Origin of the sequence: Myxococcus qinghaiensis (assembly GCF_024198215.1) — a bacterium.
GTDB lineage: Bacteria > Myxococcota > Myxococcia > Myxococcales > Myxococcaceae > Myxococcus > Myxococcus qinghaiensis.
The window spans coordinates 193,265-219,464 of sequence record NZ_JAKCFA010000014.1 but is presented as its reverse complement, the minus strand read 5'-3'; the positions used below and the strand labels follow the sequence as shown (position 1 = coordinate 219,464).

Here is a 26,200-nt window from a genome sequence, read left to right as displayed (position 1 = left end):
GACTAGGGGTGGACGAACTCGATGGTCACCCGGCCATGCCCGCTCGGCGTGCAGACGTTGGACTCATTCGAGGGCTTGGTGCCCGTCTCATTCCACGAACCTCCACCGCCGACGCGTCCTCCGCCACCCCCGGAGTACCCGCCGCCTCCACCGCCGCCGTAGCAGCCATTGCCCGCGCCGCCGCCGCCATAGCCTCCATGGGCTGGAGCGCCGCACGTCTTCCCCAGGCCGCCGCTGCCGCCGGACTTGAAGGACGAGCCGCCCAGGCCATAGTTGCCATCCGCTGCGCCGTCTCCGTCCCATCCGCCACCGCCAGCGCCATAGGACGCGACACGGCTGCCTCCCAGGCCATTCACCCCGCCCGGGACGAAGCCGGAGGTATATGCGGCGCTGACGGAGCCGGCCGAGCCCGAGAAAGTCGTTCCGCCGGGGCGTCCGTTGACTGTCGCGCCGGAGCGCAGCCCGCCGCCGCCGCCGGCGACGAGCAGGGGGTTGGTTCCATCCTTGGTCACGAAGGAGCCACCGCCGCCTCCCCCGCTCAAGGGAGTGGCGGTGCCCTTCTGCCCCACGAGAATCTTCACGATTTCATTGCCCTGGAATGAGAACTCACCGGACATCCGGGCTCCACAGCCGCCCGTGACACCCTGGGCCTGGGTGGGCGTGGCGCCGCTCGCGCCGATGGCGGTGATGCGGTAGGTGCCGGTCGCGGGCACCTTCCAGGTCTGGAGGGCGGGCGGACCGGTGGGGCCTTCATACGTATGGCCATCCACCTGGTTGGTGAACTCGATGTCCTTCTCGAAGATGCCGAACGGGGAGAAGCTGCTCGTCACTCCGCACACCTGGATGACGCTCACCGGCGGGTCCGCGTTGTAGTCGATGCCGCAGCTCTCCTCGGAGACACATCCACAGGCGGCCAGGTCTGCCCCGCAGTCGATGGCCGGCTCCATCCCTGGCGGGGGTGGCAATTCCTCCCACTGTCCCGCCGGAGGGGCCTCCGAGTTGAAGTGGTAGAGGCGCAGGAACATGGAAAGTCCATTGGCGCCCTGGAACTTCCGGCGGATGCACACCGTCACCTCGCCTTCGTATCCGGCGGTGGTGTCGATGTCATAGTAGAGCGGACTGCACTCGATGCCCTCCGCGCTGGCTCCATCCGAGCAGAAGCTCTTCAATCCCTGAGGTGGCAGGGGACCGAGCGGTGTTTCGACCACGGAGATGACGCCTTCCGTCTCGACCTCGTCGAACTTCACCGTGACCTTGAGGTCCGGATTCTCGACGGGAGTCGTCGAGACTCCCGCGCCCGCACCCACGGCGGTGGGGGACGCGAACGTGATGGGCTGGTTGACGAACTGGACCACGCTTCCCAGGACTGTCGCGGACGCAATCATGTTGTAGGCGCCCGGCTCGACGGCCATGGTGAGACCGGAGACGCTCGCGGGCGTCGATGAGCCCTGGGCGATGGTCGTGAGACTGTCCCTCGGTGTGCCGTTGGGGTTGTACGCAGTCCCGGAAAGTTCGATGCGGGGATTGCTTACGAGAATCTGGGGTGAGTCCGGCAGGGCTTCCTTCACATCGAAGTAGGCCTTGGACCTGACGAGCGTGACGGACTCCGTCTCCAGCCCGACAGTGGCACCGGCGGGCACGTTGGTCGGGCTCCCTCCGCCCTGGGTGTAGTAGCCGCGATAGGTGGTGACTCCGAGCGGCTCCAGCGGGTGGGTGGTGTCGAAGAGTTGGTAGGTCAGTTGCTGCTTCTTCCAGGTCCCGGGGTTGAGCTGGAAGACGAACTGGCCGTTGGTAGGGGCACTGCTCCAAGCCCCGCCGTAGCTGTTTACGCCAGGCTCCATTCGCTGCAGGTGCATGCTTACGTTTGAGAGCGACGTATTGCTGAAGAAGCCACCTACGTCCAATGCGGAGTGCGCCGTGCCCAACGACTCGGTGAAGTCGAGTCTCGCCTGGGTGCCAGGGGTGATGGTGACTGAGTAGGGCTTCGAGTCGGAGTATTGAGAGGGCGAGGTGAAGTAGGTCCGGAGCATCAGCTCGTAGGTCCCGGAGGGCAACTCGACAGAATAGTCGCCGTTGGTCGGCACGGACCTGGAGCCGTTGATTCCCGTGGAGGAGGGAGAGGTGCCGCGAAAGGAGAGGGAGTGCGTGCCAAGTCGGGTGGCAGGCGCGACACGGACCGCTCCGACCAGCTGTCCTCGGCTCGAGAAATCGAACTGCCAGCTCACGCTGGCCGGCGCCTGGTGCAGCAGGTCAACGGTTCGTGTTTCGAGCGAACGCGACAGCTGGGTGCCATCTGGGAGGGTCAGATAGACAGTCCCGTAGAGTGTCACGCGCGCTGCGGGCACCATGGCCATCCAGCCAGGGATGGAGGTGGGGTGCGGAGTCCCGATGCTGCGGCTGTTGTATGCGGAGTAGGAGCCCTCGCCATCACTGGCAGACGCGTAGATGTCGAACCGCGAGATGGTACCTCCCGTCACGGAGATGCTGTGCTGGATGCGTTTCGTCGAGAGGAACGAGAAATCCACCGTGGTGGGCCCGACCTGGTTGTCCACCAGGACCTGGTTGTTCTTGTAGATCTGAAGCTGGGCGTACGGAGCCGTCTCATTGACCAGGCGGGCATCAATGGACGTGGCGTAGTGGTGGCCACTCTCCACGATGAGGGAGTAGGGCGTCGTGGTGAAGGACTTCTGGGCGGAGAGTCCATCCGGAGAGCTGGCTCTCACGGTGTACTGGGTGAAGGTCTCGTCGTTGAAGGCAACCTGACCCTTGATTTCCCCGGGGTTGAGGATGACCACGTCCGCGACGGACAGCCCTGTCGCCATGAGCGTGGCCAGCGCAAGGCACAACGATAGCTTCCGGCGACGTGCGTGCATCGTTCCGCTCCGTTCCTGGACTGACTTCGGGGCACCGAGCACGGTTGGGAATGACGCGGGACCTGGAGATGGGTGCGTGCTCACTTCCGCAGCGCGGCGGACTTGACCAACTTCATGCAAGGACTGTCAATAGACCCTGGCGCAATGCTTGTACGTCTTTTCCACTAGTCATGTGTGCCCATGAGGATGGCGTGTCGGGCCCCCTGACAAGTCGATGCACAATCCTGGCTTGACGTTCCTCGGCGTGAGTCGGGCTGGATTACAGCCTGTCTCGATATTTCGCCGACGTCACTGGGAGGCGGCGCCACCTGAGTTGCTCAGGGCGCAGTCTGGTGCTTCACGCGTCGCGCCCAGCACGAGTCCGGTGCGCCATGCGAGCGTCCATCGGTCGGAGGTGGACGACCCGGAACGGAGGGAAGGGGTGTCGCGGACGCGGCGTGCACGTCACCCGCCAGGGAAGCGTCCCCTGCCTGGATTTCGGACAGGCGCGCGCGGCGAGTTCGGACCTGGGCCGCGATGGCCCGCGTGAGCCGTATCACCTGGGGAGACAGGTCCACCGAGGCCTCCGCTGCCCTCCGCACTGTCTGTATGGGGGGATGTCTCACCTGAGGCGAGTTCCGCCAGACAAATCGTTCCCTGGAGCAGGCGACCGGCTGTGTTTGAATTGCATCGCGCCGCACTCCCGAGGCAAGCTCTTTCGGGCCTTCATTCCTGTCATCCTTCGGGGACCTCCTTGTTCAATCACCTCCGCCACTGGGCGCCAACCCTGCTGCTCCTGACCGCTGCTTGCTCGTCTTCGGAGCCGGAGCCCTCCGTTCCTCGACCGGGCGATATCCTCCCGGGGTGGCCTCAGAAGACCACGGTGCTTCCGGTGCAGTTCGTGCCCCTGGCGGCTGGAGGAGTCCTGGGGATAGCGCAGCCGTACGTCAACTCAAGGGGTGTCAAGTCCCAGGTCGCACTTGTCGAGTATGAAAACCAGGGTGAACTCGTACAGTCTGTCCTTGGCGCCGGGGGTGTGCAAACGTCCGGCTCCATCGCGATGGACTCACAGCAGCGCGTGATGACCGTCTCCACGGGCTCCGAAGGGAGCTCCTGGATGCGGGTGTGTCGCATCCACGCTGGCGATGGGACCGTTGATTCATCATTCGGCGGTGCGACGTGCAGCGAAGTCACCGGACTGCCGACGGGGTATGCGGAGGCCGTCATCGTGCTGCCTTCAGGCGCGGTGCTGGCGGGAATGAACGCTTCGCCCGCCGTCCTCGTCCAGTTGACCGCCAGCGGCGCTCGAGACTCCCAGTTCGGGACGGATGGCGTTCTCCTGCTCGAGCAGAACACCACGGTGGAATCGCTCGCGGTCCAGTCTGACGGACGCATCCTGGTCTCGTTGAAGGTGTGGACAGGCGGCTTCGCACAGCCAAAGGTCATCCGACTCATGCCCGCTGGAGGGCTCGACCCGAGCTTCGGGAACGGGGGCATGCTCCCCGATGTGGAGGGCTCCCTCCTCGTGCGTGCTGACGACACCTTCCTCGCCCTGAGTGCCGAAGGCATCTCCGCGTATCTTCCCAACGGCACGCTGGACGAGCGGTTCGGAACAAACGGGACGGTGAACCTCAAGGAGGCCACGGGGACCGTCGCTGACATGTTCAGCCCCCGCGCGGTCACCCAGGATGCGTCGGGTCGCATCTATGTCGGGGCGGTGTTCAAGACCGGGGGACGCGATGGTGGACTCGTCTCGCGACTCTCGCCCACGGGGAAGCTCGACCCGGAGTTCAGCGCACGAACAGAGTCCGAAGCTCCCATCACGTGGGTGGGGTCCGCGCTCACAATCGCCGCGGATGGGAAGCTCTGGGTCATGCTCTCGGTAGGAGAGGGCGACTCCATTCAGACGGGGCTCGCGCTGCTCCAGCCCTGAGCCTCATACTTGTCTTTGGCATGGAGGTGCCGGTGGGCGCGCACGTCCCACCGGCACCTTCGAACTTCGACTGACTCGCCTACTGCACGGTCAGCACGCCACTGAAGGCCTCGGCGGAGCTCCTGGGCAGGGTATCGACCAGGTTGAACGGCCTGTTCACCACGTCATAGGTCGGTGCCACGAAGGCAGCCACGATGAGGTGGTAGTACGCCCCCGACTGCAGGATGCCCGCGGGCAGGCGGATGGAGGTGGTGTCCCCGCCCATGTAGAAGGAGGTGGAGAGCAGGGTGCCGCGAGGGGAGGCGCGCAACTGATAGAGGTACACCGCGTAGGCATTCGGCGACCCGGAGGCCGGTGGCTGCCACTGGATGACATGCGAGCCCGGGGTGATGGAGCGCCCGGGTATTCGTGGTCGAGCGTCAGCAGCTCGCCCGAGTAGCCGATCCACCCGTCCGGCGGAGCAAACGGAATGGGTGACCCCCGGAAGTCGTTGAAGGCAGGCGTGGCCGTCGGGTGCACCTCCGCGGCGTTGGCGGCGAAGGCGGAGACGCGCCAGTCGAGAGGGAGTTCATACGTCGGCGCCGGCATGGTGGGTGTGCAGGTCGCGCATCGCGGCTGTGCCAGCCGCTGCACACCCGAGCGGCGCCGCGACTCAGGGAACGCGCGCGTCGAGCCACGTCAGGTGGGCGTCGATGGTCTCCGCCACGACCTGGGCCTGCTCGGAGGAGCTGGGCTCGGTGTACGGATTGCCAATCTCCTTGTGCTTCCACTTCACCCAGGTCTGCTTGTACCAGCCCCAGTCGAGGTGGGTCCCCGTCGACGGCGGTGAGGTGCCGGCGTACCCGGAGAAGGCGCGGATGCCCGTGGCGGGGGCGACCTCCTGGCCTCCCACCACGTGGAAGATGTGGAGCCGGTCGCGGCGAGGGAACTGGGCCGTCAGGTTCGTGGCCCACGCGCCATAGAACGTGCCCCAGGGCCGCACGGGGTTGTTGATCTTGCTGTCGAACGTCCCCAGCTCGCCCTGGCTGTTGCGACACACGCCGTCGAACGACGACACATAGATGGTGATGGCGTCGAGCGCCGGGTTCGCGCGCAGCGCCTGGGCCAGCCGCATCACCAGACATCCTCCCCGCGAGCTGCCCGCCAGGTAGATGGAGCGCGTCTCCGGACGGACCTGCGCCTGAATCCAACCCGTGAATCCGTTGACGACCCGCTGCTTCGAGTCGCTGTCGTCCAGGTGGTCGAAGTTGCTGTCGTTGACCACGGACAGGTACGTCTTTCCCCGGGGGAACCAGCCCAGGGCGTCCAGCTTCATCGCCAGCGAGCGGCCGTCCAGGGTGATGTTGGGGCACGAGACGCCGTCGCAGGACGCATCCCAGTTGGAGGACTGGCCGGTGACGCCGCTGGAGTGGCCGCTGCTCGAAATCTTCTGTCCCGCCGACATGACGACGAGCGCCTCGCGCACGGCGGGCGCATCCACCTCCGCGATGCGGATGTTGTGGAGCGTGTCATCGGAGGCCCCCGCCGCGCGGAAGGGCTCGAAGCCGGCCGCCGCCTGGTAGGCCCCCGAGGCGTTCCTGTAGGTGACGCGCCGAGACACGACGGTTCGACTGCCGCCGCTGGGATAGGCCAGGGCCTGGGGTTGGGCCTCCAGCGTGTCATCGGGCTCAAGCGGGCCGCCACAGCCCGCGAGGGGACCTCCGAGCAGCAAGGCCAGCTTCATCCATGAGAAGACACGACGAGAGGTACCCGGGGTGAGAACCATGTGTTGCTCCGCTTCCTGGAGGTGTATGAAGTCGAGTCTCTCATGGATTTCCAAATGCCGAGTGGACGACGCGTGTCGGAGCGCCCGGGTGCTCGCGCCGCGCATCGCGTCGCCGTGTCGTTGGGCCTGCTGCTCACCTTCGCGTCCGCTCAGGCGCATGCGGATGGCCTGTCCGTCATTCCCTACGGAGACAACTGCTGGGGAACGGGGGCGGACGCGGACCGGGATGGCCTGAACGACGACTGTGAGCACCAGGTCGCGCGCTGGTTCATGCCGCTGTTCTGGTTCGACACCGGGGAGAGTGGCTACGAGCGCCGTCCCTACTACGCGGTGAAGAGCGAGGGCTTCGCGACGCGGACCCTGCGCATCTTCTACCTGGACACCTTCTTCGACGACACCGGCGTCACCACCGGCCATGACGGTGACCCCGAGTTCCAGATCTTCGAGGTCCACTACTCCGCGGGCCGCTGGTACCTGGACTGGGTCTACCTGTCGGCGCACCGCAAGAGCGTGTGTGAGTCGTCGGCCTGGTATTCCTACGAGCAACTCGAATACGACACGCGCGACTCGCGCAATGCCTACCGGGGCTGGCCCGTGTTGTACGTGGCCGAGGACAAGCACGCGACGTACAACAACCTCTCCACCTGTGACAGCGGCTGCCTGGCCCAGGACTACTGCAGCCGCCATGTGGCGCAGTACCTGGACACGTCGTCCACGCCGCTGGTGTCGCGCAACGTGGGGTCGACAGCGGTTCCGCTCATCAACTCCGTGGTGCTGAACGGAAAGACGGAGCGGCTGCTCGACGACGTCGACTTCAAGGGCTGGGATGACCAGTGGTACCGGACCAACTCGAAGGGGTATCGCCGGCACCTCAATGACTTCGGCTTCTGAGGGGCATAGACGCGCTCGCGCATGTCGCTCGAATCGCATCGCCGTCGTCGGGGGACGCTCGTGGCTGTCGTCGCGGGCGCCGCCGGGTCGTTGCTGCTGGGGCTGGCATTCCTGTGCCCCCCGCGTGACGGCGCGGCGACGGAGTCACGACGCCCGATGTCTCCGGTGACCGTGGCTCCGAGCGCGTCGGTGGTGGAGCCTCGGACGGCCATCGTCTCGACGGCTCCCATGGCAGGGGTGCCCATGCCCGCGAGTGCCTCCGGAGAGGCCCTGGCGGCGGCACTGAACGAGGAGCGAGTGGTGCTCGCCTCAGGCGCCGTCATCGAGCGACTCGAGATGGACCGGCCCTGGGCCTGTGCTGGCGGGCAGGTCTCCCTGGCGGGGAAGGTGGGGGGCGCGCCGGAGTCGGGGGCCCTCTCTCGGTGGGTGTGGCCCGGAAGCGGATCCACGGCGGAGCTGCATCCGGGGGCTCGGCTCCAGTGGCGTGCGCCCGCCGAGCCGGGCACGTACTTCGTGCGCTTCCAGGTGTGCAAGGACCTGGGCGGACGACGCGTAGGCGTGCTGGCGGAGCAGGTCCTCCGAATCGAGGTGCGTGATTGCGCGGGGGGCGTGGAACCCGAGGTGGACCGGCTTGAGATATCCGTCACCCAGCGCGCCAACGGCGCCTTCCTCTTCCGTGCCGTCCCGCCGGAGTCCGAGTCGCTGACCGGGTATGCCTGGGACTTCGGTGACGGACGCACCGTCGTCACCTCCGGCCCGGACGTGGAGCATGCCTACGACACCCGGACGTTGGAGTCATTGGACGTCCGGACCTTCACGGTGCGGCTCACCGCCGGGCGACGCGCGGGCGCCGGGCTGAGTGCCACCGCCTTCGTCGGTGTGCGGGGGCAGCCTCCATCCGACGAGCCGCCGCCAGCGACGCTCACGCTGTCGCGCACGCGCGGGGACCCGGAGGAGTGGCGGAGCGAGGTGTCCGTGGGAGTTCCGGGGCCGGGCGTCGTCACCTGGGAGCGCGTGGAGCGATTGACCCTTCACTGGGACGACCAGGTGGAGGTAGTGACGCGCGAGTGGCGCCAGGTCATCACGGTGGAGGAGGAGCTTGGCCAGGGGGGCTTCCGGGGTTTCGTCGTGGTTCGCCCGGCCGAGCTGGCGGCGACGGTGAAGCAGGTCGTGGATGTCCTTCACGGACGCGATGAAAGCGGCGCGGAGGTCTCCCTGTCGTGGGCTGCCTTCAAGCGGGAGGCTCCGCCCGTGAAGCCCTCTGCCGAGGCGCGTCTCCCGCTCAAGTAGGGCGCGCGAGGACTCAGGACGGGTCCTTCGTCACGGCCTCCTTCATGCCGGTGTCTGGAGTTGACTCCCTCGCACCATGCGGCCGCTGACGGATGCCCGACCCAGGTCCAATGGCAACCAGCGTGGTGTCTGGACATCCTGTCGGTGTCGACCTCGAAAGGAAAAGGACGGACTCGACGAACTCGTCGAGTCTTGGAGTGGCGCAGGCTGACGCCCGGGTCGGCCTCGGTCGCGGGTTCGACGCGATGACCGCGTGATGGGAACTCAGGGCTCGAGCAGGTCCTGGTAGATGCGCCTCACCTTCCTGGCATCGGTCGCGCTCATGGACTCCACGCGGCCGATGACGTTCAGGTAGTCCTCATCCCTGGGCCTGATGGTGATGGCCGAGGAGGTGACGCCGAACGCGTTCTTGTCGTAGTGCATGACGGAGCGGTAGTCGTATTCGGTGTCGTAGACGTCGGAGCGCGAGGCGGGGATGCGCTGGAACTGCGGCTTGCGACCCTTCTGGATGTTGTCCCAGATGATGCGCACGAACTTGTTCCGGTCGTAGCGGGACTGCTCGTGCCACAGGCCCACGGCGTGCAGCAGCTCGTGGATGATGATGTCGTGATAGAAGCAGCTCGCCTGGTTGTTGTCCTGGAGTGACAGCTCCTGCGCGCCGCCCTTCCTGCCCGGGCCCGCGGCGTAATAGCAACCGTCGTTCGTCTTGATGATTCTGACGAAGTCCGCTTCATCGGTGCGGGGGACGAAGCGCACCCCGGTCCTGTCCTTGATTTCCTTCATGGCCTGGGCAATCATTTTCTCCTGGGCCGATGTGAAGACATTGGACACCACGTAGGGAATCTTCCCCTCCGGCCAGCGCAGGCTGCCCTGGGGGATGCCATTGAACTGGGAGACTTCCAGGGCCTGCTTCAGCGCGCTCGGGCTCTCGGACGTCCGGCCCACGAGGATGTCCCCTTCGAGCAGCAGCAGGCCGTTGCGCTCCACCACCGGGACGTCCAGCGCTTCCTCCTCTCCGAATGCCTCCACCTGGGCCAGCTCAAGCCGGTCGCTGTCCGTGAGCTGACCTGGCCTGAGTCTGGGGCCAGAGGCGGCCTCCTCGGCTTCAGGGCCACAGGCCAGGACGGCCGTGAGGACCCAGGGAAGAAGGCACAGCGACTTCGCGAATGCAGACTTCATGAAGGGCTCCAGGGAAGGGACGCTGCACCGGGGTCATATCATTCCGCTGCGGCAGCCACGCGCTGGCCCATGGCTCTGTACGCCCGGGGACTGATGGTGTGAGTGATGTTGTCTCGTGAGGCTGAAGAGGGCTGGTTTCACCAGGCTCATTCGATTTCGGAGCACCGTTGCATCTGTGATAGGACTGCTCCGCGATACTTTCGATTCATCGGATGGGAGCCGAGCATGTTCAAGCAGTCCGTGAAGCTGGTCTGTGCCGTCGCGCTGGTCCTGGGGGGATGTGGTGGTGCTCCCGAGCAGCTGGCCGTGGAGGAGACGGAGGTCATCGAGTCGACCGAGCAGGCCCTCATCTGGGCTTGTGACGGGACGCGTGCCTTCAACCGGTACTGGTATGTGAACAACGTCGAGGTCGGCCGTGAGTACTGCGACTGCCCCTCTAGCCTCAACCAGTTCGGCGAACAGCGGGGCCGCTACACCCAGGAACACATCGCCTACTGTGCCCCCTGAGTGTCGCGGATGCGGTGACGAGCCCGGCCATCCGACGAGGTGGCTGGGACCGCGCCGGGAGACACCATTGATGAGGACCGGGAGTCAGGTGGGCAGAGGTCGAGCGCGGTCCTTGCGTTGTGCCTGGCCTTGCTCGCGTGTCACTCCGAGCAGGAGCCCGTCACACCACCCCTCGGAGGAGACTCCTGCTACGAGCAGGTCCGGCGCCTCGCCACCACCCGGGCCTCCAGCACGACTTCGTCACAGACCTCCTGCTGGCGGACCGCGACTATCGGCTGGAGGTATTGGACGTGGTGCTTCCCGGGGACGAGCGCGCCCTGCGGGACGGTTGCGCGGAGAATGCTCGCATCCTTGATGCCGCCATCTTGAGCCCGTGAGGGATGATAGCGTCGAGCCATGAACTGTTTTCAGCATGCACCCGTCGCGGCTGTCGGCCTCTGCAAGAACTGCCAGCGGGGCATCTGTCTCGAATGTCTGACGGACCTGGGTGACGGTCTGGCCTGTCGCAATCGCTGCGAGCAGAAGGTCCAGGCCCTCAACACCCTCCTCAATCGGTCGCCAGGGGTCTATTCGGCGGCGGGGTCGGGGTATCGCATCGTGGGCGCGATGCTGCTCGCCGTGGCGGCCATGTCGCTTCTGGCTGGAGCGACGGATGCCCAGGCGAAGGGGTGGCTGAATGGCTCCGTGCTCGCGGGCCTGGCCTTTGCGTTCTTTGGCGTGCTGTTCTTCCGCCTCGCCCGGCGTTATCGCTGACAACGGCCGTTGGGTGCTTGCTCGTTCAGACCCCGCCGAACGCATCCTCGGCTTCGAACCGTCGATGCAGGTCCGTGCTTTCTTGCAGCAGGGCATCGGCGATGCTTGAGCGCTGCTCCTCGGGAGCTCGGGCGTAGCGTGTGAGCTTCGCGCCGATGTCGACGAGTCCCGCCATGAGGGACGGGAGCGGAGGGCTCCAGGTGTGCCCGGTCAGGATTCCGAACGGACGGCAGTGCGCGCCGAGGTGGTACGTCGTTCCGTCGAGATGCAGGTCGGGCCTGCGCGGGAATCTCGTCCTGAGGAGCGCCGCGACCCAGAGTTGGCTCAGTTGTTCGAGCAGAGGCATCGCGATGGGGGCCCTGGCCACCTCGACGGCGGGCCCGTCCTGCGTTGCGGTCCGGCCTTTCGTATAGCCCATCAGGATGGGCCAGAGCTTCGTCTCCATCCGTGTGGCGACAACCTGGGGCCCGAGCCCCTTGTCCCGAAGGTAGACCGCCTCCTCGGGTGCGAAGGAAGGAAGGCTCACCAGGAGCAGCCGCCAGGAGGCGTCCGGAATCAGGAGGCGCGCGACCTCCGACTCGTAGGACGACAGCGAGCTGCGAGAGAAGAGCCCGGCTTCGGGACGGAGGTGGTCGGTCATGGCGTCGCTCCTGAGGTTCGTGCGGGTGGGGAATGCGCCGTGCCATGACGCGTGCCCTGCTTCGCATATGACATCAGGGCCGCGGCCGCTGGCTCGGGAGCTGTCGTGGCTTGCCTCGTCGCCTGGAGCCGGCGGAGCGCATCAGTCCTCGCAGCGCGGAGGGCGGAACGTCGTTGTATCTGCGAAACGTCCTGGAGAAGTGTGCCTGGTCGGAGAAGCCCGTGCAGAACGCGACGTCCGTGAGCGTCAGGCTCGCATCGCCCAACAGCCCATGCGCGGCGTCGACCCGCGAGCGCTGCAGGGTCTCCGAGAAGGTCGTCCCTTCCTCTTGCAAGGCCCGTTGAAGGGTGCGGCGGGACAAGGCGAGCCGCTGCGCGCTTTCCACGAGCGTCCAGGGGTGCAGCAGGTCGCCGTTCATGAGTCGCTGGAGCCGGTCTCGGACCTGTCCTGTCGCTCCCTTCGCTGACACTCCGCTCACGGGCGCGGGAGTCCGCCGCGTGGGCTTCCACGAGAAGGTGGCCACGTCGGTGACCGCGGGCAGCTTCCTGGGCGCGAGCCTGGAGGCCCCACCGTGGAGGACGACGGCCGCGCCGGAGGCGGACGCGAGCGACACTTTCACTCCCGTGAAGCCCGCCGTCTCCAGAATGGCGATGAGGACGCCCCAGATGAACAAGTCATTGACGACGCGAATCCTCCCGCCGTCGATGGCCACGTGGCGCAGCGTCATCCGGGCACGCGCGACGTCATGCCCGACGAGTCGTGTCCGGTGCCGGGAGTGCATGAAGCGCTCGAGCGTGCTCCACCGCTCCACCGCGTGCCGGGGCGTCTGTGCCGCGCAGAGCGCTCGCAGCACGGGATGTGAGGACAGCGCCCGCAGCGCCCGGCCGAGCTCCAGCACGGCGCGCCACCCATGGGCCTCCATGACGTCCTGGAGGATGGCGACCTTGTCGCGACCCTCGGTGGGAATCCCCGGGTGGTCACGCGCGACGACGGCCTTGAGCACGGCGCTCAGGGCCGGGCTCGTCATGACGCCTTGGTCCTCCACGGTCATCGGGTCCACCTCAGGGCGCGGCGTCCGGAGCCGCGCTGGCTTCCGGCTCGCACCGCCCCGCGTTGCGCCAGTCCGTGAGCGCGGCGAGGAAGAGCGCATTGAAGTCAGCGCCGGAGAAGGGGTTCTGGCTCGTCACCAGGTTGCAGTCTCGCACGGCGCGCGAGCGGCCAGGGAACGCTGTCTCATGGGCATAGCCAGCCTCGTCGAGCTGGTCTCCGATGCCTCGCACCTGCGCGCGCGCGCCCATGACGAACGTCTCGATGTACCACTCCTCGAAGCCCGACACGGAGGTGACGCGCCGCCCCGAGAAGGGGCTCTGCTCCGCGGGCAGCCGCGCCAGGAGCGCGGGGGCGTGGCACACCAGCCCCACGGGGCGGGCGCTGGCCCCGAAGTCGACGAGCAGGCCGTGCAGCTCCGCGTCGTCGAGCAGGTCCACCATGACGCCCTGTCCTCCGGGGATGAGGAGGGCCTGGAACGTCGCCGCGCGCGTGCGGACCTCTGCCAGGGGAAGCGGCGCCTGGAGCTGGGGAAGCCCCGCCACCAGGGTCTGGGCCTCGGCGAGCGCCTCCGGTCGCTCCTTCCAGTACGACGGCTTCAGGCCCTCCGGGTCGAACGCGGGCCTCTGCCCTCCCGGCGTCGCGAGCACCACCTCGTAGCCCGCGTCGACGAGCGCGCGGTAGGGCTCGTAGAACTCATTCAGGAAGACGCCCGTCGCGCGGGTGCTGCCATCCGCGAGCTTCTGCTCGGAGGCGGCGGAGAGGACCATCAGCACCGCCCCAGGCGCTTGGGTTTCCGCGGGGGGCAGGGGCGCGGAGGGAAAGACGAGGCGGCGGGTGGGCGTCGTGGCACAGCCGCACGCGCCGGCGAAGCAGGCGAGCGCGAGTGAGACGAACCACCACGTCAACGTCCTCCCGACGCGGAAGGCGGCGGGCGGGGGCGAATCGGGCGCATCCATGCAGGTCCTCCTGGTGACAGCTTCATCGCCAGGGTAGGGGCGCGAGCACGCGCGGGCTTGAACGGATGCTCCAATCCGCGCTGCGACCTCACGCGAACGACTTGAAGTAGTTCGCCATGATGGCGGGATGGTCCGAGTAGAACTTCCCATCCAGCGTGCGGGACAGCGACACCGTGTCTTCGCCTCGCAGGTTCATGGACTCGGTCTCGACCTGCGCGCTGTTGGCAATCAACCCACCCATGTAGTTGTTCTTCGCGTTGGTGTTGGAGTGGGACAGCGTATAGACAGGCTTGATGGTGTCGTCGGAGAAGGACTTGAAGGAGAAGCGGTTGGGGTAGAACCCGCCGTTCAGCTCGAACGAGTCCATGTTCAGGTCACCCAGCAGCGCGTCGACCTCGTTCTCCCGCGCGAACTGGCCCACCTCCTCGAGCGCATCCTGCTTCTTGGTGGGGGACGAGAAGCCCGTGTAGGCCGCGTCCAGGTGAACGCCGGCGACCTCGAAATAGACGCGGAACTCGGGCACGATTTTCTGGACGCAGAGCCACTTCTCGTCGTGTTTGACGCCTGGGCGGACAAGCGTCCTCGCGTGGTAGACGACCTGGGTGATGTATTTCTCGTCCATCAGCACGTAGGCGGCGATTTCATTCTTCGCGTCGACCTGGGGGTCGAGCAGCGCGCGGATGCTGCCGACCTTCCGATACCTGAGCTCAGGGCAGGGCTGGAGCATGGAGGGGAACGGCGCGTCCTTGAGCTCTTCCGAGAGGAAGATGACCTCGGGAACGAGCCGGCTCAGCTGCACGTGCAGGTCGATGGGGCTGGCGGCATGCAGCCGCTTCCACTCCACCGTGTTCGTGCACGCCATGATGTGCTTGAGCACGATGTTGTTGTAGCCGGCGAGGATTTCGTCTTCATCCAGGGGCGTCGACTTGGCCTCGAAGACCTGCTGACCGGGATAGGGCTTGGTGTTGAATGACGAGAGGGCCTGGCTCGCCGTCGGGTTCGAGCTGGGGGCGAAGAAGTTGTCGCGCTGGGGGATGAAGTCCGCCTGGAAGGTCCCTTGCTTCGCGTTGTTCCGGTAGAAGTTGTTGCCCGCATCGAAGGGGATGAAGAGCGTCATGCATTGCATGCGCAGGACGTTGGGGGGAGCGTACGTCGCCGTGTCGTCGACCACGGTGGGCGTCTCGATGGCCATCTGCGTCTCGAAGATTCCCTCCGAGATGTCCGACGTCGTCAGCGCGGACTGGGTGCGCCGCAGCTTGTGCCGGCCCTTCGAGATGCCGGTGAGTCGCGTGGTGGCCTGACCGACCCTTCGCTTGTGGTGGTCCAGCTTGTTGCCCTGGTACTTGTACTCGTCCTGCTTCGGGCGCCGCCCGGCGATGAGGGCGCTGCACTTCCTGCAGACCTTCCTGCTCTCGAAGCTGAAGACGAACGCGTTCTGATGACACCTCTGGCACTTGATGAGCATGCTGCCTCGTGTTCACCGGGGGGGAAGGGGCCGCGACGGAGCGGTGATTCGGGGTCGCCGTCGCGCGGGCGCACGTTGCAGCCACCGTGCCCGTGACTCGCTCCGCGCCTCGGGGGGCCAGTGGGAAGCCCGCACGGGACTTGTCTCTCCGCCGGTCGCGTCCAGCGCCAACGCAGGCGCGTCCCCGGGCTACGCGAGGCGACGGCCCGAGGATGATGCGCACGCCCCGAGCGTCGTCGCGCGGTGTCACCGGTCGTGAAGAATTCGACACGGAGGGGTGAGGGGCTTTCGGAGGCCTGCCCGTTCTCTTCGGGGGGAAGCGACCCATTTCGGGCGCCTTCCGTGAAGGAGCTCCGACCATGCCGCCGCTCTCGTTCCGGCGCCTCGTGTTGTCCTGCCTCGCGTTGCTGGCCGCCTCGGGTTGTATGACGGGGCCTCACAACGGCACCACCACCGGGGACTCGGTGATTGGCGAGACGTTCCTGTTCGAGGGCTACTACCCCGAGCCGAGCACTCCCGTGTCCCTCCAGGTCTTGAGGGAGCCTGATTTGGACCCGACGGTGGCGTCGAACTGGCAGCAGTTCGCCACGGCCATCACCACCACCACGCCCACCCCCTTCAACCGCCCCGAGCCGCTCTACCACTGGAGCGTCACGGCCGCGCCCGTCCCCAACTTCCTCTTCTCCTCGCGCTGGCCCTCGGGAGGACTGGTGAAGGTGCGCGCCGTCGCCATGGACCCGGATGGGCAGACGGTCCTCTACACGTTCGACGACATCACCTACGCGGACTGCTTCTCCCAGAACGCCACCCAGCCCTGGAACACCCTCGGCACCGAGTGCCAGGGCCTGGGCGTCAACCGCTCCGCGCTGGTGTCCACGCGGCTCAACCCCGTGGACCTGCCCGTCGCGGACCGGCCCGAGTTCCTGGGGCGCAAGTCGCCTGGATTGGGCACCGCGGAGACGGAGGAGTACTACGAGCAGATCCAGGCGCCGGAGACGTTGGATGCCTTTCGTTCCAACTATGGCTTCACCACGGGGAGCGACGTCACGGCCACCTACTACAACGACGGTGACCTGGGGCTGGGCCGGGAGATGCATTGCAAGCCGTTCGCGGTCCCCCCGTCCCAGGTAGGCCTGGCCTGCTACGTGAAGAACTACGGAGTGCTCGACGGCGCGCCCATCTTCGGTGGCAGCTCCGCGTCCGCGCTCCAGGACGCGGTGGCCCGAACGAACTCCTTCGCCACCGTGGCGATGACCTTCACGCCCCCCGCCAACGCCCCCAACAGCGTGAAGTTCATGGTCTACGATGCCGCGGGCTTCCTGACACCCGCCGCGCAGCTCGACAACACCGGCTTCAACACCTTCGTGCCCGGCAACTGTCTGTCATGCCATGGCATCAAGGCGAACTACGACGCGAACACCGACTCCGTGGTGGGGCGGGCGCAATTCCTCCCCTTCGACGTCTTCAGCTTCCGCTATTCCACCGCCACGGGCTTCACCCAGTCAGCCCAGGCGGACGCCCTGCGGCGCCTCAACCACCTGGTCACCCTGACAGGCCCCTCTGACGGCATCCGCGAGTTCATCGAGGGCACCTACGCGCCCAAGCTGGTCTCCGACGTCACGGCGGTGGCCAATGACACCTACGTGCCTCCTAACTGGACGAACACCAAGCAGAAGGGGCTGGGGCTCTACCGGGGCGTGGTGAAGCCCTACTGCCGCACCTGCCACATGTCCTCCACGGACACCAACCTGGACTTCCTGGACCAGGCTGACTTCAACCTCTACTCGGGGGCCATCAAGGTGGATGTGTGTGGCTCGGGCCACTCCATGCCCAACGCCGAGCACGTCATGAAGAAGTTCTGGAAGAGCGGCGCCCGCGCCTATCTGGACATGGGATTGGACATGCAATCCCCCTGCGGCCCCTGAGGGGTGGCGGCGCTGGTGCTCGCGAGGGCGGGAAGATTTCTGGCCCCGGTCGTTCTCGCCTCGCAGCCCCGTTGAAGCGCAACCACACCACATCACCCGCGCCGGGGCCTGGCCTCGGCGCGCAGGGGGAGGTCACATGATGAGCAAGACCCACACTCGACGCCATGGCTGGCGGATGACCACGCTGGCCGTAGCGTCGCTGGGCCTGATGTCAGGCGCCTGCGGTCCGGAGTCGACCGGGATGGACCCGGAGGATGCGCTGGTCTCCTCCGCGGAGCAGACGGAGGCGGCCTTCGCGGCCTGGCGCGCGAAGCAGGTGGTCCCCACGCCCGACGGCCACTTCCTGGTCGAGGGCGACATGCGCATGCTGGACCTGGCGATGGTGCGCCAGTACTGGGAGAGCATCACCCAGAACCCCAACGCGCTCTCGGTGTTCCGGGTGGGAGGCGTGGACGCCGCCTGGAACCGGGCGGACCGCTGGAACATCACCTACTGCATCCGGCCGAGCGACTTCGGCGCGGACTACAACCGCGTGGTCGAGTTCATGCACCGCGCGGCGTCGGGCTGGGAGGCCGCCGCCAACGTGCGCTTCGTGCATGTCGTGGCGGAGGACTCAGCGAGCTGCAACCGCCTCAACAACAACGTGAAGTACAACGTCGAGCGCAACTTCACCTTCTCCGGTCTCCAGGCCGGCATGGGCTTCCCCACCTACTCCCGGCCGACGCGCTTCCTGGAGCTGGGCCCCACCTCGACGTGGACGGATGCGCAGTTCATCGCGGTGCTGACGCATGAGTTCGGCCACTCGCTGGGCTTCGTGCACGAGCACGACACCGCCGCGGGCTGCGGCATGGTGCTCACCAGCAGCTACCGGCCGCTGACCTGCTACGACGGCCGAGGGGCGATGCACTACCCGTCGCAGCCGGGCTGGTTGGACCCGGCGCGCACGCTGAACTTCATCTCCCAGCGGGACGTGGAGGGCGCGCAGTCGCTCTACGAGGCCCCCACGAACGTGCTCAGCACGAGCGGCGGCACGGTATACGCGCGCAAGCGCTCCACGGGTGACCTCTACCGGCGCGATGCCGCCGGGTGGACGCTGGTGGGCAACCCGGGCCAGGCCTTCGTCGCGGTGGGCAACACGCTCTACGGCCAGATTCCGGGGGGCGGTCAGCCGGTCCAGTTCACGGGCGCCGGGTGGGTGACCATCGGCAGCCCGGCCGCGCAGATTTTCGCGTGCGCGGGCGCGCTCTGCGCCACCGACGCGGCCACGGGCAACGTCCTGCGCTACAACTCGGGGACGGGGTTGTGGACGACCATCGGCGGGCCGGGCTCGCGCTTCGGTTCCACGACGACGCAGGTGTTCGGCATCGACCCGTGGCAGGACGCCTACGTCGCGCGCTGGAGCGGCGCCGGGACGTCGTGGTCCGTGATTGGCGGGGGCGCCAGTGAGCTGGTGAGCGGTGGCACCAACATGTACCGCGTGACGAACGTGAAGGACGCCATCCAGCGCTACGACGGTGGCTCGACGTGGACCACCATCGGCGGCTCGGGCCGGAGCTACGTCGCCGTCGGAGGCGACGTGTACGGGCTGCGTCCGGATGGCTCGTTCATCATGAAGTACGCGGGCACGGTGTGGAACTCCATCCACGGCTCGGCGACGCGCATCTTCAGCTCGAACGGCTACCTGCTCGCGACGAACCTCAACGACTCCATCGAGAAGTACAACCCCGCCACCAACACCTGGACGAACCTCGGCCAGCCCTGAGCGGCCGTGAGTGGGGGGCCGGGGGCTTCACCGCCCCCGGCCTCGCTCTTCGGTGGGTGGCTACCGCGACTTGAAGCAGAAGGAGGCCCTGTCCAGCGTGTCCGTGCGCTGGACCCACTCCACTTCCTGGCACGTCTCCCCGGGCCCGCAGGCCTCATTGCCCTCGCAGCGGCGGTGACACTTCCGGTCGCCCTTCTCCTCCTGGCAATAGAGCTCACCCGGACCGGGCGGGCCACAGACCTGGCTGACGTAGCAGGCCTCGTCGGCGCTCGCGCACTTGTCGGTGAACGAGCAGGTGGCGAGCGAGGAGTTGGGTACGTCGGACTCGTCGTCTCCGCAGCCGGCGAAGAAGACGAGGCAGAGCAGGCTCAGCAGGGACAGTCTCATGGGGCCTTCCTGGAAAAGGGGGGATGCTATTGCAGGTCTTCCTTCAGCGCGGCCTGCATCGCCCGCCTGTTCTCGGGGAAGCCCTGGTTGGGATAGGGCCGGGCGCCATTCAAGAGCGGCTCATACTTCTGGTACATGGGGTCCGAGCGCGCGGGCTCCTGCTGGTAGAAGGCGCGGTTGGCCTGGAGCAGGTAGCGGGGCGATGTCCCCAGCGGGGCGTCCTCGCTGAAGGCGATGAGTCGGCGCACCTCGGGGTCGCTCATGAACGTCATGAAGGACTCGGCATCCTCCGCGCACGTCCCGGTGCAGTTCGCGTTGAGCACCAGGGCATCCACGAAGACCGCGGGCGCGGAGCCCGTGCCCAGCGGCACCGAGATGACTCCCGGGAGCGGCTGGGTGGGCCGGGCCTGGCGGATGTAGAACAGGCGCTCGGTGTAGCCCATGAAGCCATTGGCTTGCTCCGTCGCGAAGGCCTCTTCCGCCACGGTATTGCTGTCGTAGGTGCCATCCATGCACGGGTTGACGCCCGGCTCCAGCGAGCAGCTGTCGACGACTGTCTTGAAGGCCGTCACCGTGGGCGAGTCCAGCGGCAGGGAGATGGCGGTGGAGAGCGACGCGCCCGGATGCGTGTCGGCCCAGGCATCCAGGTACGAGGAGGGCAGCGTCCAGCTCCCGTCGAAGTTCGTCGCGAGGGGCCGCTTGCCGGGCGCCACGTCACTGAGAATGCGTACCAGCGACGCCGCATCCGTGGCCGTCTGGAGTTGGGGGCTGTGTGAGTAGACGACGTACGTGCACAGGTAGGTGGGCATGCCGTAGCTCGCACCGGACAGGCGCACGGCCTCCTCGGCGGCGGGATACGAGGGGCCCACTTCGAACGACAGAGGCTGAATCCAGCCCTTCGAGGCGAGCGAGCCGAGCACCAGTGTATCCACCTCCACCACCTGGGCCGCGCCCGTGCCCTGGCCGAGCAGCTGGTTCATCGCGCCGCCGTCGTCCAGGTCATAGAGGTCCAGGTTCGAGTCGAACACGATGTCCAGGTCGATGTCCGTGTGCTCTTGCTCGAAGTTGGCCTCGAGCCGCTGCTTGAGGCTCGCGAAGCCATCTCCCGCGGCGTCTGGAATGTAGGGGAAGAGGACCGCCTTCAGCGGCCGGGGAGGGGTGGGCGTGGGGTCGGGTGACTCCGAGCAGGCGCTCAGGGCGAGGACGACAGGGCAGAGCAGGGCTCTCCAATGCATGGCGTGGCTTCCTTTGGAATGTCTTTCGAAGGGAGCCGGAGCGTGCCACGGGTCAGAGCGCGAGTTCCACGCCAAGGCCTGGCGCTATCGACCAGAGCGTCTTGCGGTGGGAAGAGCCCGGATACCACTCGCCCACGAGCTGGACGCGGAAGCGCTCCAGGAAGGCCATGCCCGCGAGCGCCTGGACGACGGGGCGCGAGCAGGCCGTCACCCGGCTGGCGCCGCGTCCCTCGCAGTCTTGCGTCCCATAGCCGTCATTGGCGCTGAACATCCATCCTGCGCGCAGTCCGAAGCGGCTCTGCGCGAGGAAGGACTGGTCCGTGCGCGGTCGGTATTCGAGTCCGCCCACGAGCGCCACGGAGAAGGACTCGCCACTTCCGGAGGAGAACACATCCTCGAGTCCCCGGAAGCCGACGGCGCTGGCGAAGCGCAGGCCCGTGGGGAGCTTGGAGGCGAAGGCGCCCAGGCTCAGGCCGACCTCGCTCTGCGTGGGGCCCATGGTGAAGTGCAGCACCGTGTCCGGAGGGGCGAAGGCCACGCTGTCCGCCGCGAGCTTCCCCGCGAAGCCGACCACCTGCTTGTCCGCGCCGGACTGCGCCGAACTGAGCCGGTGGAGGGCCTGTCCAATGGACTCGCGGATGCGGACGATGGCCAGGTCTCCGCGCCCCTGCTCCACGCCGAGGTCGCGGAACTGGAAGCCATAGGCCCCGAGCAGCCGCATCGAATAGTCCAGCTCCGGCTCCTTCGCGCCCTTCTTCCAGTCAGGCCAGCGGCGCGGTGCGACGCCGGGGACCTTGGGGGGAGGTTGCCCCGCCATGGCGCGGTCGCAGTGCCGGTTGCGCCAGGTGGCGCCCTCGGTCTCCTTCTTGGCCGTGCTGCAGGCGAAGTAGAGCTGGTCCAGGGACACCTGGAGCAGCGCGCGGAAGTCCGCCAGCGTGTCTCCCTGGCAGGCCCGCGTCGCGTCCGAGGCGCCATCGTAGACGGCGCGCATGCAGGTGAACGGCGCCCACCCGCCGGGCTCCTCGGTGGGCTCGCCGATGGGCTCCGCGAAGCGCGCGCTCCTGTCCGTCACGTCCTCCAGCATCCTGCGCGCGTCGTACATGCCCAGGTAGAAGTCGAACGTGCGGAACTCGGTCTCGAAGAAGCCCAGGAACGCGAAGAGCGGGGCGCTCGCCGCCGGGAAGTGGCGACGCGGCAGGATGAGGTGGCGGGCGATGTCGGGTTCCTCTTCCAGCAGCAGGGCCAGCTCCTTCGAGCGAGCCGTGTCCACGAGGGCGGCGATGAGCCCGGCCAGCTCCACCGGCAGGGACGTCGCCTCCGACTGGCTCTCTGCGGGCGGAAGGGCGGGGTACTCGGTGGCATCGGGGTCGACGAACGCGAAGGAGATGCCCTTGGGCGTGTTGCGCACCCCGGGCGTGGGGACGTCGCGCCAGCGCAGCTTGCCGTCGGAGGCCCGCAGGCCATCCCTGGCGAGCCCCACCGCCAGCCGCAGCGGCGCGTTGTCGAAGATGCCGCCGTCGATGTACCGCGCCGTCCTGGCCTTCTCCTGGGGGCACACCGGAGGAGTGGCCTTGGAGCTGCTCGACTCGCAGGTGGGCAGCTCGTGGGGCGGGAAGGCCACGGGGAACGACATCGACGCCAGGATGAGGTTTCGCAGGTGCTCGAAGGGGATTTCGCCCTGCTCATCCGTGACGAGCAGCGGCTCCATGCGGCGGCTTCCCGGCGTCGTGTAGTTGGTGGCGCGCGGCGGCTTGCCGGGGCCCCGGCCCTGGATGCGGATGGCGAACTTCTCTTCGATGCGCGGCAGCGGCAGGCGGTCGTTCGCGGCCCAGAGGACCCGGGGCTCCGCGCGCGTGGTGGAGACGCCGAGCACCACGTCACACGAGGGGCTCAGGCCCTTCTTCCAGGCCTCTTCGATGCCGGCCGCGCCTTGCTCCAGCGCCTCGCGCGAGAAGATGCCCAGCGGGGACGTCGAGGACCGCAGGAAGAGGCCGTCGAACCCGATGGGAATCCAGGTGCGCCAGAACAGGGACTTCTCGGGAGAGGACGCTTCGGCGCCGCAGGCGGCCATCACCGCCAGCAGTGAGTTCAGGCTGCCGGCGGAGGCGCCCGTGAGCAGGCGGAGGTCCACCTGCTGGCTCCCCCGCGACGAGGCGAGCGCGTAGTACAGGAAGCCCGCTTCATACACGCCCAAGGACACGCCTCCGCTCACGGTGAGGGAGACCGCTGAAATCGGCGGGGCGTCCGGGTCCAACGGCTGGGACTTCGCTGGTGGGCTGAAGAGGAGCAGCGCGCACGCCAGGGCGAGCGCGGTCGAGGTGGCGACGGAAGCCATGGCCGCGGACCGTAGACCCCTGCTGGCCAGGGTGCACCATCATCCGTCCTCGACGGGGCGCGAACCGTCCACGGGTTCGCGCCCCAGCGGGGGGGGGACCTAGTAGCGGTAGGTGTCCTGCTTGTACGGGCCGCTCTTCTCCACGCCGATGTACGACGCCTGCTCCGGGGTCAGCTCGGTGAGCTGCGCGTTGAGCTTCTTGAGCTGGAGCCGGGCGACCTTCTCGTCCAGGTGCTTGGGCAGCACGTACACCTTGCCCACCTGGTACTTGTCGCTGTGCGAGTACAGCTCAATCTGCGCGATGGTCTGGTTCGCGAAGGAGCTGGACATCACGTAGCTGGGGTGGCCCGTGCCGCAGCCCAGGTTCACCAACCGGCCCTTGGCGAGCAGGATGATGCGCTTGTTGTCCGGGAAGATGACGTGGTCCACCTGCGGCTTGATCTCCTCCCACTGGTACTTCTCCAGGGAGGCGACCTCGATTTCGTTGTCGAAGTGGCCGATGTTGCAGACGATGGCCTGGTCCTTCATCTTCGCCATGTGGTCATGGGTGATGACGCTCTTGTTGCCCGTGGCGGTGACGAAGATGTCGGCCTTGTCCGCGGCGTAGTCCATGGTGACGACGCGGTAGCCCTCCATCGCGGCCTGGAGCGCGCAGATGGGGTCGATTTCGGTGACCCACACCTGGGCGGACAGCGCGCGCAGCGCCTGCGCGGAGCCCTTGCCCACGTCTCCGTAGCCGGCGACGACGGCAATCTTGCCGGCGATCATCACGTCGGTGGCGCGCTTGATGCCGTCCACCAGCGACTCGCGGCAGCCGTACAGGTTGTCGAACTTGCTCTTCGTCACGCTGTCGTTGACGTTGATGGCGCGGAACAGGAGGGTGCCCTTCGCGGACATCTCCTGGAGGCGGTGCACGCCCGTCGTCGTCTCCTCGGTGACGCCGAGAATCTTCGCCGCCTTGCGCGTGTACCAGGTCGGGTCCTGGGCCAGCTTCGCCTTGATGGAGGCGTACAGCTCGCGCTCCTCCTCGCTCTGGGGCGAGGCCAGCAGGCTCGCGTCCTTCTCCGCGCGCTTGCCCAGGTGCATCAGCAGCGTCGCGTCACCGCCGTCGTCCAGAATCATGTTCGGACCTTCGTGGTCGCTGCCCGCGGGCCCGAACTCGAAGATGCGGTGGGTGAAGTCCCAGTACTCCTTCAGCGTCTCGCCCTTGTGGGCGAACACGGGCGTGCCCGCGGCGACCAGCGCGGCGGCGGCGTGGTCCTGCGTGGAGAAGATGTTGCACGACGCCCAGCGCACCTCGGCGCCCAGGGCCTGCAGCGTCTCCACCAGCACGGCCGTCTGGATGGTCATGTGCAGCGAGCCCGTGACGCGCGCGCCCTTGAGCGGCTGCTGCTTCGCGTACTCGTCGCGGATGGCCATGAGGGCGGGCATCTCGCTCTCGGCGATCCGGATCTCCTTGCGGCCCCACGCGGCGAGCGACAGGTCGGCGACGGCGTGGTCCTGCTTCTGGGTCTGGGGAACAGCGGTCATGGCATGGCTCCTGCTGATGGTTGCGGCGCGGGCTGGCGAGGAACTCCCGAGCCGCCAAAAAAGCGGACCCACCCTCGCAAGCAACGCGTCCAGGTGAGTGCCGTTGGGTACCGCGCTTCGAGCCTGGGGCCTGGGGCCTCGCAACACTCCTCGAAGTCACGGGCGAAACTACGAGAAGCCGCCGCGAATTTCAAAGGGAGATTGCCCTCCAGGCGAGCAGGCCGGCGGACAGGAGCGCCCCTGCGGGCCGAGAGGGGAGTCGGGTGCTGGACAGGACCGCCGACGGGGAGGCAGCATCGCCGCCTTCCAACAACCCCCGAGGGGTCGCAATGTCGTCGAAAAGCGCTGGAGCATCGCTGAAGGCCATCAACGAGAACATCCGGGCGGCCTATGCCCGTCGCGAGCGCTGGGCGGGCCTCGCTCCCCAGGTCTTCGAGACCCTCAAGGGGCTGATTGAGAAGGCGAACCAGGACGCCGGAGCGAAGTCCGAGGGCAGCCTGTCCCTGGTCATCGAGCAGGTTCCCCACTGGGATGACTCGCGGGCGTACGAGGTCCGGTTCCTGGGCCACGACATCGGCCTGGTCAAGGGCAACGGCGCTCCCGCCGGGCCGGTGCACGCCCATGGCGCGTCGCTGAAGATCGCCCCGCTGGTGAGCGGCCTGATTGGCGTGAGCTACACCCCGAGCTTCCTCACCGTGGGTGAGGAGCACTACGGCGACGCCAAGCCGGAGCTGGCGCTGCTGGGCGTCTTCGAGCCGGACGAAGTGTCGAGCCCCAAGCTGCTGGCGGAGCTGCTCGACACCACCGCGTCGCACGCCTCCGTGGACCACTGGGCGAGCGGTGGCACGGTGCGCGCGTCGGGGAGCTAGTCCGCTTCATCCCGGGCCAGGCCGCGGTGGTTCCGCGCGTGCCTGGCCCGTGTGGGTGACTCGGCCTTGGGCGAGCACGCATTCCTCACCCCCATTCGCGACTGCCTTTGAATCCACCGGCCCTGTCTCGCCGGTGGACTCGTGCCGCGCTGTCGTGAGGGGACTACTTCTTCTCCTTCAGGGCACGGAGCACCTCGCGCGCCGTCTCCGCGGACGAGGCCGGGTTCTGTCCGGTGACCAGCCGTCCGTCGCGCACCGCGAAGCTCTGCCACAACGGGCCGGATTCGTAGCGCGCGCCCAGCTCGCGCAGCCGCGTCTCCAGCGGGAAGGGGACGATGGCGTCGAACTTCGCCGCCTTCTCCTCCGCGTTGCTGAAGGCCGCCACGCGCTTGCCGTTCACCAGTGGCTCGCCATCCGGGCCCTTCACGCCCACCAACGCCGCAGGGCCATGGCAGACCGCCGCGATGACGGCGCCGCGCGCGTAGCCCGTGGTGAGCAGCTTGTGCAGGGGGACGTGCTTCGCCAGGTCCCACATCACGCCGTGCCCGCCCACCACGAAGTACGCGTCGTAGGTGTCCTTCACCTCCGCGAGCGTGAGCGTGTGCGCCAGCTTCTTCGTGGCCTGGGCATCGGCGAGGAAGGCCCGAGTGGCGTCCGTCGACTCCTTCTCGCTGCGCGGGTCCACGGGGGCCGCGCCTCCCTGGGGCGACGCGATGTCCACATGGGCGCCGGCCTGCGAGAACTGTGCGTAGGGCGCGGCCAGCTCCTCCAGCCAGAAGCCCGTCCGCTCCCCGGTATCTCCGAACTGCGAATGACTGGTGACAATCAGCAGGACCTTCACGGCGGTCAGGGCTTCCATGGCGCGACTCCTCCAGG

Annotated in this window: 22 protein-coding genes and 1 riboswitch; of the genes, 8 read left to right on the top strand and 14 right to left on the bottom strand. The window is 67.4% G+C overall.

Translation table 11 applies throughout. The features are described from left to right. Positions 1-2: 2 nt before the first annotated feature. Positions 3-2,873, bottom strand: a complete 2,871-nt coding sequence (locus LZ199_RS46500; RefSeq protein ID WP_253996499.1) for a glycine-rich protein — start codon at positions 2,871-2,873, stop codon at positions 3-5. An 880-nt stretch (positions 2,874-3,753) separates the two neighbouring features. Here LZ199_RS46500 and LZ199_RS26200 point away from each other — a divergent pair. Continuing rightward, the gene (locus LZ199_RS26200; protein WP_253996498.1) at positions 3,754-4,785 is read left to right on the top strand and encodes an NHL repeat-containing protein; all 1,032 of its coding nucleotides are present in this window, start codon (positions 3,754-3,756) and stop codon (positions 4,783-4,785) included. Positions 4,786-4,864: 79 nt separating this feature from the next. On the opposite strand, the gene LZ199_RS26195 is transcribed toward LZ199_RS26200, so the two are convergent. Further along, complete coding sequence (locus LZ199_RS26195) at positions 4,865-5,110, bottom strand: hypothetical protein (RefSeq protein ID WP_253996497.1); 246 nt, start codon at positions 5,108-5,110, stop codon at positions 4,865-4,867. A 327-nt stretch (positions 5,111-5,437) separates the two neighbouring features. Further along, entirely contained in the window at positions 5,438-6,508 is a 1,071-nt protein-coding gene (locus tag LZ199_RS26190) for a hypothetical protein (protein WP_253996496.1), read from the bottom strand. A gap of 96 nt (positions 6,509-6,604) precedes the next feature. Between LZ199_RS26190 and LZ199_RS26185 the strand changes: the two genes are divergently transcribed. Together LZ199_RS26185 and LZ199_RS26180 are read left to right on the top strand one after the other, a co-directional pair. Beyond that, positions 6,605-7,441: a hypothetical protein gene (locus LZ199_RS26185; protein ID WP_253996495.1), complete on the top strand. Its 837-nt coding sequence runs from the start codon at positions 6,605-6,607 to the stop codon at positions 7,439-7,441. Between the two features lie 21 nt (positions 7,442-7,462). Continuing rightward, the gene (locus LZ199_RS26180; protein WP_253996494.1) at positions 7,463-8,731 is read left to right on the top strand and encodes a PKD domain-containing protein; all 1,269 of its coding nucleotides are present in this window, start codon (positions 7,463-7,465) and stop codon (positions 8,729-8,731) included. Positions 8,732-8,995: 264 nt separating this feature from the next. On the opposite strand, the gene LZ199_RS26175 is transcribed toward LZ199_RS26180, so the two are convergent. After that, positions 8,996-9,910 (bottom strand): M12 family metallopeptidase, encoded by a 915-nt coding sequence (locus tag LZ199_RS26175; RefSeq protein ID WP_253996493.1) that lies wholly within the window; start codon positions 9,908-9,910, stop codon positions 8,996-8,998. A gap of 225 nt (positions 9,911-10,135) precedes the next feature. On the opposite strand from LZ199_RS26175, the gene LZ199_RS26170 reads away from it, so the two are divergent. Next, a complete protein-coding gene (locus LZ199_RS26170) occupies positions 10,136-10,417 on the top strand; it encodes a hypothetical protein (RefSeq protein WP_253996492.1) in 282 nt (93 codons plus the stop codon). A gap of 188 nt (positions 10,418-10,605) precedes the next feature. Here LZ199_RS26170 and LZ199_RS26165 read toward each other — a convergent pair whose 3' ends face one another. Further along, on the bottom strand, positions 10,606-10,815 hold the full coding sequence (locus LZ199_RS26165; RefSeq protein ID WP_253996491.1) for a hypothetical protein: 210 nt from the start codon (positions 10,813-10,815) through the stop codon (positions 10,606-10,608). Here LZ199_RS26165 and LZ199_RS26160 point away from each other — a divergent pair. Beyond that, a complete protein-coding gene (locus LZ199_RS26160) occupies positions 10,814-11,170 on the top strand; it encodes a hypothetical protein (protein ID WP_253996490.1) in 357 nt (118 codons plus the stop codon). The two genes, LZ199_RS26165 and LZ199_RS26160, sit on opposite strands and share 2 nt — an antisense overlap. A 25-nt stretch (positions 11,171-11,195) precedes the next feature. Here the strand turns inward: LZ199_RS26160 and LZ199_RS26155 are convergent, their stop codons facing one another. The 4 genes from LZ199_RS26155 to LZ199_RS26140 all read right to left on the bottom strand — a co-directional run bounded on the left by LZ199_RS26155 (position 11,196) and on the right by LZ199_RS26140 (position 15,281). Further along, entirely contained in the window at positions 11,196-11,810 is a 615-nt protein-coding gene (locus tag LZ199_RS26155; protein WP_253996489.1) for a hypothetical protein, read from the bottom strand. A gap of 73 nt (positions 11,811-11,883) precedes the next feature. Continuing rightward, entirely contained in the window at positions 11,884-12,837 is a 954-nt protein-coding gene (locus LZ199_RS26150; RefSeq protein ID WP_253996488.1) for a helix-turn-helix transcriptional regulator, read from the bottom strand. A 34-nt stretch (positions 12,838-12,871) separates the two neighbouring features. Next, positions 12,872-13,816 carry a type 1 glutamine amidotransferase domain-containing protein gene (locus LZ199_RS26145; RefSeq protein WP_253996487.1) on the bottom strand — a complete coding sequence of 315 codons (945 nt, stop codon included), beginning with the start codon at positions 13,814-13,816 and terminating at the stop codon, positions 12,872-12,874. A gap of 88 nt (positions 13,817-13,904) precedes the next feature. Then, positions 13,905-15,281 (bottom strand): hypothetical protein, encoded by a 1,377-nt coding sequence (locus tag LZ199_RS26140; RefSeq protein WP_253996486.1) that lies wholly within the window; start codon positions 15,279-15,281, stop codon positions 13,905-13,907. A 359-nt stretch (positions 15,282-15,640) separates the two neighbouring features. Here LZ199_RS26140 and LZ199_RS26135 point away from each other — a divergent pair, with 359 nt between their 5' ends. Next, a complete protein-coding gene (locus LZ199_RS26135; RefSeq protein WP_253996485.1) occupies positions 15,641-17,206 on the top strand; it encodes a hypothetical protein in 1,566 nt (521 codons plus the stop codon). Between the two features lie 136 nt (positions 17,207-17,342). Continuing rightward, complete coding sequence (locus LZ199_RS26130) at positions 17,343-18,968, top strand: M57 family metalloprotease (protein WP_253996484.1); 1,626 nt, start codon at positions 17,343-17,345, stop codon at positions 18,966-18,968. Between the two features lie 60 nt (positions 18,969-19,028). Here LZ199_RS26130 and LZ199_RS26125 read toward each other — a convergent pair whose 3' ends face one another. The 4 genes from LZ199_RS26125 to ahcY form a co-directional block, all read right to left on the bottom strand. Beyond that, the gene (locus tag LZ199_RS26125) at positions 19,029-19,355 is read right to left on the bottom strand and encodes a hypothetical protein (RefSeq protein WP_253996483.1); all 327 of its coding nucleotides are present in this window, start codon (positions 19,353-19,355) and stop codon (positions 19,029-19,031) included. A gap of 26 nt (positions 19,356-19,381) precedes the next feature. After that, the gene (locus tag LZ199_RS26120) at positions 19,382-20,590 is read right to left on the bottom strand and encodes an extracellular solute-binding protein (protein ID WP_253996482.1); all 1,209 of its coding nucleotides are present in this window, start codon (positions 20,588-20,590) and stop codon (positions 19,382-19,384) included. Positions 20,591-20,642: 52 nt separating this feature from the next. Next, positions 20,643-22,925, bottom strand: coding sequence for a patatin-like phospholipase family protein (locus LZ199_RS26115; protein WP_253996481.1), 2,283 nt, complete (start codon positions 22,923-22,925; stop codon positions 20,643-20,645). Positions 22,926-23,024: 99 nt separating this feature from the next. Next, a complete protein-coding gene (gene ahcY / locus LZ199_RS26110) occupies positions 23,025-24,455 on the bottom strand; it encodes an adenosylhomocysteinase (RefSeq protein ID WP_253996480.1) in 1,431 nt (476 codons plus the stop codon). Between the two features lie 88 nt (positions 24,456-24,543). Beyond that, positions 24,544-24,613: riboswitch (S-adenosyl-L-homocysteine riboswitch) on the bottom strand. A 171-nt stretch (positions 24,614-24,784) separates the two neighbouring features. Here ahcY and LZ199_RS26105 point away from each other — a divergent pair. After that, positions 24,785-25,324, top strand: coding sequence for a hypothetical protein (locus LZ199_RS26105; RefSeq protein WP_253996479.1), 540 nt, complete (start codon positions 24,785-24,787; stop codon positions 25,322-25,324). A 163-nt stretch (positions 25,325-25,487) separates the two neighbouring features. Here the strand turns inward: LZ199_RS26105 and LZ199_RS26100 are convergent, their stop codons facing one another. Next, entirely contained in the window at positions 25,488-26,183 is a 696-nt protein-coding gene (locus tag LZ199_RS26100) for a type 1 glutamine amidotransferase domain-containing protein (RefSeq protein WP_253996478.1), read from the bottom strand. Positions 26,184-26,200: the final 17 nt, after the last annotated feature.